Source organism: Microcoleus sp. A6-C6 (assembly GCF_036705955.1).
Lineage (GTDB): Bacteria > Cyanobacteriota > Cyanobacteriia > Cyanobacteriales > Microcoleaceae > Microcoleus.
Window position 1 is genome coordinate 3,065 of the sequence record NZ_JAUBVR010000105.1, and the last position, 12,889, is coordinate 15,953.

17 protein-coding genes are annotated in these 12,889 nt (G+C 43.6%); 9 read left to right on the top strand and 8 right to left on the bottom strand.

The features are described from left to right. The first annotated feature begins 385 nt into the window (after nt 1–385). On the top strand, nt 386–1,651 hold the full coding sequence (locus QUB52_RS26390; RefSeq protein ID WP_332975328.1) for an ABC transporter permease: 1,266 nt from the start codon (nt 386–388) through the stop codon (nt 1,649–1,651). A 68-nt stretch (nt 1,652–1,719) separates the two neighbouring features. On the opposite strand, the gene QUB52_RS26395 is transcribed toward QUB52_RS26390, so the two are convergent. From QUB52_RS26395 to QUB52_RS26405, 3 genes are read right to left on the bottom strand one after another with little or no spacing between them, the layout of a single operon-like run. Further along, nucleotides 1,720–2,340 (bottom strand): Uma2 family endonuclease, encoded by a 621-nt coding sequence (locus QUB52_RS26395; RefSeq protein ID WP_332975329.1) that lies wholly within the window; start codon nt 2,338–2,340, stop codon nt 1,720–1,722. Between the two features lie 46 nt (nt 2,341–2,386). Then, nucleotides 2,387–3,850 carry a class I SAM-dependent methyltransferase gene (locus tag QUB52_RS26400; RefSeq protein WP_332975330.1) on the bottom strand — a complete coding sequence of 488 codons (1,464 nt, stop codon included), beginning with the start codon at nt 3,848–3,850 and terminating at the stop codon, nt 2,387–2,389. Next, nucleotides 3,847–4,509 (bottom strand): restriction endonuclease, encoded by a 663-nt coding sequence (locus tag QUB52_RS26405; protein WP_332975331.1) that lies wholly within the window; start codon nt 4,507–4,509, stop codon nt 3,847–3,849. Before QUB52_RS26405 ends, QUB52_RS26400 begins: the two co-directional genes overlap by 4 nt. 285 nt (nt 4,510–4,794) lie before the next feature. Between QUB52_RS26405 and QUB52_RS26410 the strand changes: the two genes are divergently transcribed. Then, nucleotides 4,795–5,709, top strand: a complete 915-nt coding sequence (locus QUB52_RS26410; RefSeq protein WP_332975332.1) for a restriction endonuclease — start codon at nt 4,795–4,797, stop codon at nt 5,707–5,709. Nucleotides 5,710–5,978: 269 nt separating this feature from the next. Here the strand turns inward: QUB52_RS26410 and QUB52_RS26415 are convergent, their stop codons facing one another. The 5 genes from QUB52_RS26415 to ndhC all read right to left on the bottom strand — a co-directional run bounded on the left by QUB52_RS26415 (nt 5,979) and on the right by ndhC (nt 8,591). Next, nucleotides 5,979–6,455, bottom strand: coding sequence for a hypothetical protein (locus QUB52_RS26415; RefSeq protein ID WP_332975333.1), 477 nt, complete (start codon nt 6,453–6,455; stop codon nt 5,979–5,981). Between the two features lie 115 nt (nt 6,456–6,570). Further along, nucleotides 6,571–6,870 carry a hypothetical protein gene (locus tag QUB52_RS26420; protein WP_332975334.1) on the bottom strand — a complete coding sequence of 100 codons (300 nt, stop codon included), beginning with the start codon at nt 6,868–6,870 and terminating at the stop codon, nt 6,571–6,573. 146 nt (nt 6,871–7,016) lie between these two features. Next, nucleotides 7,017–7,520, bottom strand: coding sequence for an NAD(P)H-quinone oxidoreductase subunit J (locus QUB52_RS26425; RefSeq protein ID WP_332967672.1), 504 nt, complete (start codon nt 7,518–7,520; stop codon nt 7,017–7,019). Continuing rightward, on the bottom strand, nt 7,513–8,238 hold the full coding sequence (gene ndhK / locus QUB52_RS26430) for a photosynthetic/respiratory NAD(P)H-quinone oxidoreductase subunit K (protein WP_332967671.1): 726 nt from the start codon (nt 8,236–8,238) through the stop codon (nt 7,513–7,515). The genes QUB52_RS26425 and ndhK overlap by 8 nt, the downstream gene beginning before the upstream one ends. Next, on the bottom strand, nt 8,229–8,591 hold the full coding sequence (ndhC, locus tag QUB52_RS26435) for a photosynthetic/respiratory NAD(P)H-quinone oxidoreductase subunit C (protein ID WP_006635500.1): 363 nt from the start codon (nt 8,589–8,591) through the stop codon (nt 8,229–8,231). Before ndhC ends, ndhK begins: the two co-directional genes overlap by 10 nt. A 268-nt stretch (nt 8,592–8,859) precedes the next feature. Here ndhC and QUB52_RS26440 point away from each other — a divergent pair, with 268 nt between their 5' ends. From QUB52_RS26440 to QUB52_RS26470, 7 genes are all read left to right on the top strand, one after another. Next, nucleotides 8,860–10,227 (top strand): hypothetical protein, encoded by a 1,368-nt coding sequence (locus QUB52_RS26440; protein ID WP_265233761.1) that lies wholly within the window; start codon nt 8,860–8,862, stop codon nt 10,225–10,227. A gap of 270 nt (nt 10,228–10,497) precedes the next feature. Next, nucleotides 10,498–10,833, top strand: coding sequence for a rubredoxin (locus QUB52_RS26445; protein ID WP_265233762.1), 336 nt, complete (start codon nt 10,498–10,500; stop codon nt 10,831–10,833). Then, nucleotides 10,820–11,833: a photosynthesis system II assembly factor Ycf48 gene (locus QUB52_RS26450; protein ID WP_265233763.1), complete on the top strand. Its 1,014-nt coding sequence runs from the start codon at nt 10,820–10,822 to the stop codon at nt 11,831–11,833. The genes QUB52_RS26445 and QUB52_RS26450 overlap by 14 nt, the downstream gene beginning before the upstream one ends. A 56-nt stretch (nt 11,834–11,889) precedes the next feature. Then, nucleotides 11,890–12,138, top strand: coding sequence for a cytochrome b559 subunit alpha (gene psbE / locus QUB52_RS26455; RefSeq protein WP_265233764.1), 249 nt, complete (start codon nt 11,890–11,892; stop codon nt 12,136–12,138). A gap of 20 nt (nt 12,139–12,158) precedes the next feature. Next, nucleotides 12,159–12,296 (top strand): cytochrome b559 subunit beta, encoded by a 138-nt coding sequence (gene psbF, locus QUB52_RS26460; RefSeq protein WP_006635504.1) that lies wholly within the window; start codon nt 12,159–12,161, stop codon nt 12,294–12,296. A 9-nt stretch (nt 12,297–12,305) separates the two neighbouring features. Next, on the top strand, nt 12,306–12,428 hold the full coding sequence (locus QUB52_RS26465; protein WP_172190234.1) for a photosystem II reaction center protein L: 123 nt from the start codon (nt 12,306–12,308) through the stop codon (nt 12,426–12,428). A gap of 69 nt (nt 12,429–12,497) precedes the next feature. Further along, the gene (locus tag QUB52_RS26470) at nt 12,498–12,620 is read left to right on the top strand and encodes a photosystem II reaction center protein J (protein WP_006635506.1); all 123 of its coding nucleotides are present in this window, start codon (nt 12,498–12,500) and stop codon (nt 12,618–12,620) included. Nucleotides 12,621–12,889: the final 269 nt, after the last annotated feature.

Genomic DNA, 12,889 nt, shown 5'->3' on the forward strand with positions numbered 1-12,889 from the left:
TCCCCCAGCCATCAACAAAATCTCAAACATTCAAATCGCATTCATGGCAACAGAAGCGCTGTGGAATAATAAATTGCATACCAATTAATTATCGATCTCCCTCTTCTCTCCCTCTGCGCTTTCTGCGCTCTCTGCGGTTAAAAAAAATCTTAATCCCCACCAACTAGACATTACCAATCCCCAACCACCCAATGAAACTAAAGACTCCCCCAGCCATCAACAAAATCTCAAACATTCAAATCGCATTCATGGCAACAGAAGCGCTGTGGAATAATAAATTGCGTACCAATTAATTATCGATCTCCCTCTGCGCTCTCTGCGCTCTCTGCGGTTAAAAAAAATCTTAATCCCCACCAACTAGACATTACCAATACCCAACCACCTAATGAAACTAAAGACTCCCCCAGCCATCAACAAAATCTCCAACGTTCAAATCGCATTCATGGCGACAGAAGCGCTGTGGAATAATAAATTGCGTACCAGTTTAACCATGCTGGGCGTAATAATTGGGATATCTTCAGTAATTGCCATTACTTCAGTAGGACAAGGAGTCCAAAAATCAACAGAAGAACAGTTAAAATCTTTAGGTACAAATGTGCTGTTGGTGTTATCCGGTGCTTCTCGAACGGGCGGTGTCAGTCAGGGAAGCGGTTCTGCTACTACCCTGACTTGGGATGACGCTAGGGCGATCGGCAAACAAGCTCCCGCAGTCAAAGCAATTACCGCTTATTTGCAGCGCCAAGTCCAAGTCGTTTACGGCGGACAAAATTCATTTACTGCGATTTTGGGAACAGATTTAAACTATCCAGATGTGAAGAACATTCAACCCCAACAAGGACGGTTTTTTACTGAGGATGAATTGAATGCTGCTGAGCCAGTAGTTGTCCTCGGTTCTAAGGTGCGGGACGAACTTTTTGGAGCCGGAGCTAATGCGCTATCCTCCGATATTCGCATTCAGGGAAACCGCTACAAGGTCATTGGAGTGATGGAATCCAAGGGGTCTGTAGGGGGAACCGATCAGGACGATCGAGTGTATATTCCCCTCAAAAATATGTCTTCGCGGATTGTGGGGAGAAATTCTTTAGCCGGGATTGCGATTTCGGGTTTTTGGTTGGAAACTGCCGGTGAAGCGGATTTAGCGGATGCTCAATTTCAAGTAGAAAATATCCTGCGCTTGCGCCACAATATTTATCCGCCGCAACCGGATGATTTTCGAGTTGTCAATCAAACTGAGATCGTTAATGCTTTCAGCAATGTGATAGGTTTATTTACGGTGATGGTGGGAGCGATCGCCGGAATTTCTTTGGTAGTTGGCGGCATCGGTATTGCTAATATTATGTTGGTGTCTGTTGTGGAGCGCACGAAGGAAATCGGGATTCGCAAAGCGGTAGGTGCTACTAATGCAGCAATTCTGATTCAATTTATGGCGGAATCTATTTTAGTGTCTACGGTGGGGGGAACGGCGGGAATTGGGTTGGGAATTGCGATCGCCTTTGGGGCCTCGACAGCGTTCAAATTTCCCTTTGTGGTTTCTGTATGGTCGATTACAGCAGGTTTTGGGCTATCTTTTACCGTCGGGTTGTTAGCTGGAGTATTGCCGGCTCGGAATGCCGCTCGCTTAGATCCGATCGCAGCTTTACGCAATGATTAAGTTTAAGCAATATAAGCTATTGTGGGGTGGGCATCCTGCCCGCCCGAAAGCCTAAATTGTAATTCAGCTTATACTGCACCAGCTTGAAAAATCTGGTTTGCTGTGAGGTTCAAATCGGGGAAGGTTTGCGATACAATGCGATCGTTCTCTCGAAACTTGAAGATTTGATATTCACCATCAACCAAGTTACAGACAGAAATTGTCGGTTGTTTGGGATTACCAATAAAATTGCGTCCGCCCAACGCCGCATAATCCACAATCCAATATTCAGGAATACCCATCTCCTCATAATCGGCATATTTCCAATAGTAATCATCGCGCCAATTGGTTGACACAACCTCAATCGCCAAAGGTATCGATGCACCCAAACTGAGGGTAGACTGTTTTTGCCATAAAGTTTCGTTCACCAGATTTGCACGATTCAGCACCAACACATCAGGGAAATAACCAGAATCTTTTTCAGGAGGTCTAACTATCACTTGGTTGGGGATACCGTAGGGTAATCCCAGACTTTCTATTTGAAAGGAAATTTTGATTGTAAGAAAGCCTTTAACTTCCTCGTGTTCGCCTACTGGTTGTGCCATCTCAACAATATCTCCATTATGCAGTTCGTAGCGTACCGCCGAATTTTCGGGCAGCCACTCCACAAATTCCTCGAAGTTTACGAGTCTGGGTAAAGCTTGAGTCATAGGTTTTGAGAATTACCGATAATATAAATTATATCTCTATCTGCGTTTATCTGCGTGCCTCTGGGGTTACAAATTCCGAATCTGCCAGCCTTGCTAGATTCAGACAATTTAAAATGCTGGATTTGATCGGGCGCTTTTCATCCCAAAATACGATCGCTGAATAAAAGTTAATTGCCGCCGATGAACTCAAAAGCTCAAAAGTTTGACGTGCCTCTCTCTCGCTGTCAAAGCTGAGAAAGTAAACAGTATCATCGAAGATTGCAGGTTTATTAGCTATTTCACCGATTAACCTAAAATCCAATTTTTTATAAAGCCCGCAAATCGCAATTTTCCAAGATTGGAAGCTATAATCGCCTACTCCAAAAATCGAAAACCGAGGGTTATTTTGATAAATCTTGCTTTTGCGATTATCTAGATATTGCCCGCACTTCTCTAGATAACGTCCGGTTTTAGGAGCTATAGTTTTGATATTTTCGGTTGACTCGCCAATAAATTTTTGAGTTACTAAAATATAGCGATTTGTGGCATTAATCCGATCTTGAGCAACATCCGAGCCTTTAAGTAGCGGAAATAGATAAGTTTCCTCAAGTTCGACAGCTTCCCCAAATCCATTGACAAAAAGATTATCAATTTTACGAAACTCCATCACATTCGAGCAGTCATGCTTTACGCCCGATCGCCATTTCGTACCAGATTTTACAGCATATAAATTACTCAACTTATTGAAAGAATCTATATCTTTAATTAGAAGATTATTTTGATAGCCTATGCGGTGGGATTCTGAACATTCTAAACTGCTAAATACATCGCAGAAGTAGTTCTGCGAGCTTGAGTCAAACTGGCAGAATAACAAACAGGCATCCACATTTGCATCAAAATACTTTTTAGCATCTATTTTGTAAGTTGCACAGCTAGCGAGATTAAGTTTTTTTGAATGAATGTAGTTCAATAACTTTCGAGCAACGGAAGTCTTGCAAAGCATTGCCAGAGTTGCGTCACGATTTTGCAACCAATGAATTGCTTTAATTAGCATCCATTCTGAGATGTCAAAATTACTTTTACCTGTGAGTGCATCTAAGCCAGCGTGCTTTTGAAAATTACTTTTTTTAGGCAAATTTTCACTACCAATAGTTCCTTGGCGTGAGTTTGTCACCCAAGGAAAGTTACCAAGTACCAACACCTGATGATTAAATTGCTTGATTAATGATGTCCAGTCAAACTCAAAAAAATCTCCGTGCTTAACCTCACATCTTTCATCCTGTAACAATTGATGTTTGGCTCGTAATTCTGTTAAGTAAATTTGATTTATTTCAACGCCGATAATCTTGCTGGCGGATGGAAAGGAATTTGCAGCCGCTTGAATGAAATTACCTATGCCGCAAGTTGGCTCAATGATAATTTTGGGGTTAATATCAAGTTCTATCAATTTTCTACACACCATTTCAGCTAATTCTGGGGGTGTTTGAAAATCTCCGTATTCTAGTTTTGTTTTGCGAACTGTGGAAATCATGAGTTAAATCTATACACTGCGATAACGCCGTCTTGTTGTCCGGCACGCTCAATTACTCTGCCATATTGAAGTCGCCATTGTAACGCATTAGAAATGGTTAAAAAACCCTGTAGTGGCGGATTTGTCATTATTTCGCTTGCATTTTTATCTGCCTCAATTTCGTCAACTGGTAGATTTTTGTCAAGCAAAAAAGCCAGCAAATCATCTTTGTTGCCTTCGTTATCTAAAATATTGTGAATCCCACGGGTCATTTGAAAATCTGCTGTTCTTTCGGCACTTACGTAAATTGTATGCAGAATATTCAGCGTTGCAGTTCGATTTGTACTGTTGTCTGTCTTTTCGTAAACAAAGATAATCAGTGAATATCCCAGCCCAAAAATCTTTTGTCTTGCAGATTTAAAAGGGCATGAGGATTGTGGTTGTCTAACGCTTGTTACCTTGACATCCACAAGTAGCCCGGGAAAATCGATGCCGCTTGCTGAATTTCCTTCTAAAAATTCATAACGCAGCTTGAGATACAGTTTGAACTTTTGTTCTAAATATGTTCCAATAGCCTTTCCGTCTGTGATTCCGTAAAGCAGAGGTTCTGGATGTTGAGACTCGGCGGCTGAAAATATTGCTGCCTCAGAACAAAGAATTTCTACGGTCAGAATCGTCATATAGCGAACCTTGCAGAATTTTTGATATATTTTTAATGAATTTTGGTGGGTTAGGACGCGATTTAAGCTCTATTTATGAGTAACCTAAGTTATATCATGTTTGGTATTATTCGGTGTAAATTTCAAGTTTAGAGAGTTAGAATGTGAACTTTTAGTATATAATATAAAAGTGCGGAAATTATGCCTATTTCTCACGGTCTAACTCCTGCTGGAAGAATACTAAGTCGGGGTGAGAAGACAAGCAACGGTAGAAATAATAACTCTGCCATCTGATTTATAGTAATTATGCCTAAGCAAAGATCTCGTTACGATGAGCTACACGATCTATATTCTGAGATTTTATCCACAAAGTCCGGTACACGTTATGAAAGGCTTGCTGCTTTTGTCTTTAAGGCTCTTGAGCAAAGTAATACAGTCATCCACAATCTCGAACTGCGAGGCGAATCGGGAGCCCCGCATCAAATAGATGTCACCATCGAACGCAGTGGAAAACGCCAACGCACTTTAGTGGAATGTAAAGATTTTGATATTTCTGGTGATAAAGTGGGACTTGGTGTTATCCGAAATTTCTACGGTGTGATAGCTGACATTAAGCCGCCGCCGGATGAATCATATATTGTAACCTGCAATGGATTTACTGATGGCGCTGAACGCTATGCAAAAAGTATGCACATTGGTCTTGTGGTTCTAAGAGAGTTTCGCGAATCTGATTGGGATGGACGTATTCGACAAATTGATCTACATCTAAATATGGTCGTTCCATCGCAGCCAAGGATTGATATTGAGTTCAAACAAGATGACGATCGGCAGAAGATAGCTAACGATATTCAAACTGTTGGTAGATATCTAAACGGATTAGGGCGCGATCAACCAGTTTTCTTTAATACTCCAGAGGGGCGCTTTCAAGCAAACGATTTTGTTGAACGAAACATGAAATTCTCTGTTAGTACGCCGCCAGGTGCAGTTGAGCATGATGTAGACGTGTCAAATATTACATTTGAGGTTGACAATCTTGGTTCAGTTGAACTCAAATGCCTTAAGATATCCTATGAAATTGTTCATACTGAAGAAACAATTGAGATAGGTGCAAATAAAATTGCTAAATTACTTTTGCAAGGCATTGGATCAGACAATAAAGTCATTTGGGATGATGATCTGCGTCGGTTTACAGTTGACAAAATAAGCAAAAAAGTTCTTTGATGAGACGACCGTAATCTTGTTATGGAACCCTCGCATAACAATCCTGGCTTGGTAAAGAATAAAGCCCCCGTAACTTCTCCCCCTGGGGGAAGTTACGTTTAAATTTTATCAATAACTTTCTTTCACCAAGTTACACCTTTTAATTCAATAGGAAATAGCTGGCGATCGTCGGCTCAACAATCTTCGTCAAAAGCATGAATCAGATACTAACCTGTTTCTTGCTGCTCTTCGGCATCTTCTTTATCCATCCAAGTCAAACTCAACGTCATCTACCTTGAAGATTTAATCTTATCAATAACCTGCAACATTCTCTTTGCACAGGTAACTGCCTGATCTGGGGTTTGGCACTCTGAGGCTCGGATTCGCTCAATATGAACCCCCTCATGGGCAAGCATAGTTGTCCTATCATGTGCTTCTGCTGGTGTTTCGTTGTGTACAGTATCACCATCTACTTCTACAACCAGTAAAACACCGTTTTTAACAATGACAAAATCTGGTTCAATTCTTTTGTATTTTTCACCACCTCTAATGAAAACGGGTAATGGAGCAAAGGATACCCCAAGTGATTTAAGAGCTTTGTAAAAAAGCTCTTCGTTCTGAGAACGAAATAAAAGCCCGTCTACTGTTCTCGAAGGTATATTATCAGACCTAACACGACCTTGATTATTGACACCTTTACCTGTGACCCAATTGTTTGCTTTTTGGCGCCACTCCTCACCTGCGCTCAGAATTGGACTAATACTCAAAGAACCTAAATAATCATCTGGGTATGGTTTGAGGGCGTTGCTTAATCAGGGTATGAAAAAGAATTAGGCAAAAATCCAGAAGCTTTGTGGACAATGGTTTTTATGATTTGCATATTTAGCCGTTCATACCGTAAATCAGCAACGCCGGTTTGAGAAGTATTCTTGCCTTCTCCAGAATTAGATTTTCACATCCTTCAATATCGTCAGAATTTTGCGAGTAAAGGCAATCAGGAACTTGAAGATAGAGGTGGTAAGTGTTTTGGCCGTATTGTTCCTCACACAAGTTGAGACTATACTCTGCATTTGCTAGGAGAGCCACCTCACGCACGGAACCTTCTGACGCAAATAGCCTTGCGCTGGTCGCCAGGAGAGCTTCGATATCATTAATGAGTCTGCGACTTGGGTTTGAGGTCATGCGGAGGTATTAGAACTTTTAGACTAAGAATATCGCAAAACATCGCCCTACAGCAATAGATTAAAAAAACAGAGGGCGGGTGGGTGCATAAAACTTGACTGCAAAATTCAAATTTTATACTCTACACCCGCCCTCGCAAAATTCCCTTAATAAGCGTCTTGCAGCTCGTAGAAATCAGGGGAAATGTAATCTTTCCGCAGCGGCCAGCCTACCCAATCTTCGTTCATCAAAATCCGTTTCAGATTCGGATGTCCTTCGTAGACAATGCCGTACATATCGTAGGATTCCCGCTCTTGGAAATCTGCCGCTTTCCAAATCCAGTACACTGATGGTACTCTCGGATCTTCGCGGGGGATAAATACTTTGACGCGGACTTCTTCGGGATGGGAAGCATTATCTGTCAGCTTAGCCAAGTGGTAGACGCTGACTAAATCTTCTCCAGGGCCTTGGTCGTAGGCGCACTGGTACTGCATATAATTGAAGCCGTAGGCATACAGTGCTGTTGACATCGGAATTAGGAATTCGCGATCGACCTTTAATATCTCCACGCCCAAATTATCGGCCGCCAAAGCTTCGTGATCGAAGCCATTCTGAGTCAACCACTGAGAAACCTTCCCAGCTTCAACAATCGAAGTTTCTGTCTCAGCCACGTTGTACCTCCTGTTTTTGTCCTGCAAGCAGGGCGGGCGGTACGGGCATTCCCATTGCTTCCGTCAATTCCTTCGGTGGGGCTATCCGGCCGGGAATTGACAAATACTTGCCGTCCAAAATGTCATCTACTACTTTCATTTTGTGGGGTCTGGTGTAGTAGCGGTGGGTGGGTAGCAAGTTGCCACGTTCCTGCATCGAATCGTTGGCGATTTTTTTCCGCAGTTTGATAATTGCGTCAATAATCGCTTCTGGACGGGGAGGACAACCGGGGATGTACACATCTACGGGAATCAGTTTGTCAACGCCTCTGACTGCTGTGGGCGAGTCTACGCTGAACATTCCGCCGGTGATGGTGCAAGCGCCCATCGCGATCACGTATTTGGGTTCAGGCATTTGTTCGTACAGCCGCACCAAGATGGGGGCGTACTTCATGGTAATTGTACCGGCGGTGATTAACAAGTCGGCTTGCCGGGGGCTCGATCGCGGTACTAGACCAAATCTGTCGAAGTCGAAGCGCGATCCAATTAAAGCTGCAAATTCGATGAAGCAGCAAGCCGTGCCGTAAAGCAGTGGCCACAGACTCGAAAGTCTCGCCCAGTTATAGATGTCATCAACCGTAGTTAGGATGACGTTCTCGGATAATTCGGATGTGACTTGCGGACGCTCTGCCGGATTGACAATTAGCGATTTTTGTGATGTGTCAGAACTTAAGACCATTCTAAGGCTCCTTTGCGCCATGCATATACAAGAGCAATAACGAGGATCGTGATGAAAAACAAGGCTTCGATGAAAGCCAAGAGTCCTAGCTGGTTGAAAGCTACCGCCCAAGGATAGAGGAAGACGGTCTCTACGTCGAAGATGACGAAGACCAGGGCGAACATATAATATCGGATGTTGAACTGAATCCAGGCTCCGCCGATCGGCTCGACGCCAGATTCGTAGGTAGTACGTCGGTCGTAGGGACGACTTTTGGGCCGTAGTACCTTAGACGCCGTGAGGGCGAGGATAGGCACTAGGCTCGAAATTAACAGGAAGCCTAAGAAATACTCGTAGCCGCTAAGTGCAAACACGGTGAATGATTACTGCCTCTGTGAAAGGGTTTGTAACTCGATCTTTACATTATATAGATTTTGCGTAGCTAGAATTACGAATTGGTTGAGATTAATCGTCCATCTTCTGCAATATTTTTTAATCTTGATAGCATAACCCGGCTGGTCACGCTATAACCTTTGTTCACGCTATGCGTATGTTGTAATATTCCACAAAACCAGTAAGCTGTGATAGTAGGTTGCTAGGAGGTGAAAAGCTTACTACACCGTACCTTGACAAATAAATACTATGTACGCAAAAAACAGCAACAGCACCGCTGACACCGTGAAAGTACAGGCTGATAGAGAATCTCTCAGACTACAGTTCAGCACTCGGTACAACCCCATTTTTGGTGGGAAGCGCAAGTATCAACCGTTAGGGATGAAGGATACACCTGAGAATCGTCAACGGGCAGAAGCGATCGCCTTTCGGATCGAAAACGATTTGCTACACCCCGACTGGGATCAGTTGTTTGACCCTACGTTTGCCAAGTACGGACTAAAAGCACAGTACGCAGCTTTACAGTTAGCAGCGCCTATCCCAGAGGCGGAAGCCGAGTTGACGGTGGGTGCAATGTGGGAGGACTACTTAGAGTGGAAGCGCCCGCAATTGCAAGCAACTACCTTTCTAAAGCAACACGCAGGAATTTTTACCAACACAATTAAAGGTTTGGTTTGGGATTCAATCGAAAGAAAGCTTTTAGATACGGGTAAAGGGATAGCTGACAAGGTTCTATTGGATGTAAATGCCGATATGGTGACATCGCTCAATATCACTGATAATTACTCAAAACGAACGCTAGCCGCCTTATCAGAAGCCTTTACCAGACTACAGTATCAAGGCAAAACTCAGCTAACAAAAAACCCGTTTATTCTCGAAAACAAAGTTGAAAATACAACGGATATCTACCAACCAATTATCAATGCGGACGGTACAGAGCGAGAATGGTGGGATATACCCGACAATGAATCAGACGCCGAAGAGCGCGATCGACGTGCCTTTACAAAAGAGGAACGTGACACGATCATTGATGCTTTTTACAAGCATAAAAACGCATCACCACGTCAAATGGCTCCCTTAGTCGAATTCCGTTTTCTAACAGGTTGTCGTAGTGGTGAGGCGTTTGCTTTGCGTTGGCGTGATTGCTTCCGAGGTGAAGAGAAAAACAATATCGTTTTTAGTCGCAGTTATGACGGGCAATCTAAGGTAACAAAGAAGACGAAAACAGGTGATATACGCATCTTTAAAATGTACCCTAAACTAAGGGAACTTTTGTTAAGAATCAAGCCCGAAAACGCACAGCCTAACGATTTAGTATTTACTAAGTTAAATGGCAAGGGCTGGGATACTGGTAATGCTTACACCCTATGGACAGAAAGTGTAAACACCAGAGGGGATATTAGGTATAAATACCCCGGCATTGTATCTCAGTTAGTTAGTGATGGCTTAATCAGCGGGTATCTGCCTTTTTATAGCTGCCGTCATACGTTCATAAGCCTACAGGCACACGCAGGTACTGACTTATTCTTGCTGGCTACAGCGTGCGGCAATAGTGTAGAGGTTATCCAGAAACACTATTTAGGGGTTAACCCTGATGTAAGTTTTGCAGGCATCTAACCCTACCCAGTACAACCTACTTACTACCCGCCCTAGCCCGGCGGGGTTTTTTGTGCCTATTTTCTGATTTACTCACTACCCACCCTACCCTATTCCCTCTATTTTCACTCTCTCGTTACATTCTCATTTATTGTTTTTATTGACAAATAAGAACACTATATTTAGCTATATTTACCTATACGCTTTCTGCAACCCTATATGGTTTAGTCCTAAGAACTGCTACACTCTTTAATGTATATTTTAAGATTAGCTGACCTACTCTTTTGAGCTATGAGCGATCGAGCCACTGAGACTAAGACCCTCGATCGGCACGAGTGCCGCGCCTGCGGCTACGTCTACAATCCGAAAAAGGGCGATCCTAAAAATGACATTGCCCCTGGCACGGCTTTTGAAGATTTGCCCCTAACTTGGGTTTGTCCCGTTTGTGCGGGGCGCAAGTCAGTGTTTCAAAATCTCGGCCTGCTGGAAGGGGTGTCGGGGTTTAAGGCAAATCAGCGTTACGGTGTCGGTGTCAACGGCATGACCGAAGGTCAGAAAAGTTTGCTGATTTTTGGCGGCTTGGTCGTTGGTTTCTTGTTTTTACTTAGTATGTATGGTTTGCAGTAAAACGATTGTGAGATTTTGGCAACGAATTGTAATGTTATTGGCGGCTGCACTCATCTGTACGAGTTGCAGCACGATCGGTTCTGTGAGTTACAACCCTTGGCAGGTGATTTCCTTGCCTACGTCCGCTAATTTGCAGGATATTGCCTTTACGGGCAACGATCAGCACGGCTGGGTTGTTGGTTCGGAGGCGACTCTGTTTGAAACGATCGACGGCGGGACTAACTGGAAGCCGATCGCACTGGATATAGACGAGCCGAGATCGCGTTTCTCGTCGGTGAGTTTTTCCGGTTCCGAAGGCTGGATAGTCGGGCAGCCTTCGGTTTTGCTCCACACTACCGATGAGGGCAAGTCTTGGACGCGGATTGCTTTGAGTGCTCAGTTACCGGGTTCTCCCAGTACGATCGCAGCTATTGGCCCAAATACGGCTGACATGACGACGGATGTAGGCGCCATTTACCGCACTTCTGACGGCGGCAAAAATTGGAAAGCGATTGTCCAGGATTCCTTTGGGGTAGTTCGCAATATCAACCGTTCAGAAGACGGGCAGTATGTTGCGGTATCCTCAAAGGGCAATTTCTACTCCGTGTGGAAACCAGGACAAAATGCTTGGGAACCTCACAACCGTAACAGTTCTCGTCGCCTACAAAATATGGGCTTTACGAAGGACGGGCGTTTGTGGATGCTCGCCCGCGGCGGTCAAATTCAGTTTAGCGATCCCGAAAGTGCTGAAGGTTGGGGAAAACCGTTTTTTCCCGATCGCAAGGCGAGTTGGGGTTTGCTAGATATGGCTTACCGGACTGATAATGAAGTTTGGGTAGCCGGCGGCGGCGGCAATTTGCTGTGCAGTTTGGACGGCGGGAAAACTTGGCAAAAAGACCGCGAAGTTGAGGATGTTCCCGCTAATTTTTACAAAATTGTCTTCATGGGCCCCGATCGCGGATTTGTGATTGGCGCGAGCGGCACTCTACTTAAATATCAAGGTGCAGCGCAAGCTGCTTGATAGTAGAATAGTAATAGAGATTGTCTGTTGATTTGTTGTTGAAAGGAGGAATCTAAATGTCTGGTACAACTGGAGAACGTCCGTTTGGGGACATTATTACAAGCATCCGTTATTGGGTAATTCACAGCCTCACCATTCCAGCTTTGTTTATTGCTGGATGGCTGTTTGTGCAAACGGGTTTGGCTTACGATGCTTTCGGAACTCCTCGCCCTAACCAGTATTTCACAGAGCAGCGGGAAGAAGTGCCGATTATCTCGGATCGCTTTGAAGCTAAGAAACAAGTAGATCAGTTCATTGGCAAGTAATTTTACAAGGATTTGGAAAAATGACGAGCAGAACGCCAAACAATGAGCCAATTTCGTATCCGATTTTTACGGTACGCTGGTTGGCAGTTCATACTTTAGGTGTCCCAACAATTTTCTTTTTGGGCGCGATCGCAGCAATGCAATTTATTCAACGATAGGAGTTTACAATGCCTGAGCGCGTTCCTAATCCCAACGAGCAGCCCGTAGAGTTAAATCGGACTTCCCTTTATTTGGGTCTGTTGCTGATTTTTACTCTGGGTATTTTGTTCTCCAGTTATTTCTTTAATTAACTGGTTTTTGAGTTTTATCTCTGTGGTTCAATCCAATTTGTTTAGCTGTGAATTAGTGAGGTAATCGCTATGTTTAGTGAAAGTGGCAGAATTCCTTTGTGGCTGGTAGCTACCGTCGCAGGCCTCGGTGTTCTGAGCATTGTCAGCCTTTTCTTCTACGGTGCTTATGCCGGTTTGGGTTCTTCGATGTAAGGAGAATCTCGCGTATTTTACGCCTAAAACCCCCCTTGAAAAAGGGGGGTTTTAATTATAAAAGAAGGAAGAAGAAAGAAGTCAGTAGTCAGTAGTCAGTAGTCATTAGTCATTAGTCAGTAGTCAGTAGTCATCACGAAGAAGGAAGAAGTCAGTAGTCATTAGTCATTAGTCATTAGTCATTAGTCATCAGGTAAGGATTCAGGTAAAAAATAGTTGATTGAGAGCCGAAAAATATGGTAATGTAGTCAGATGAGCGAAAAGCCAGA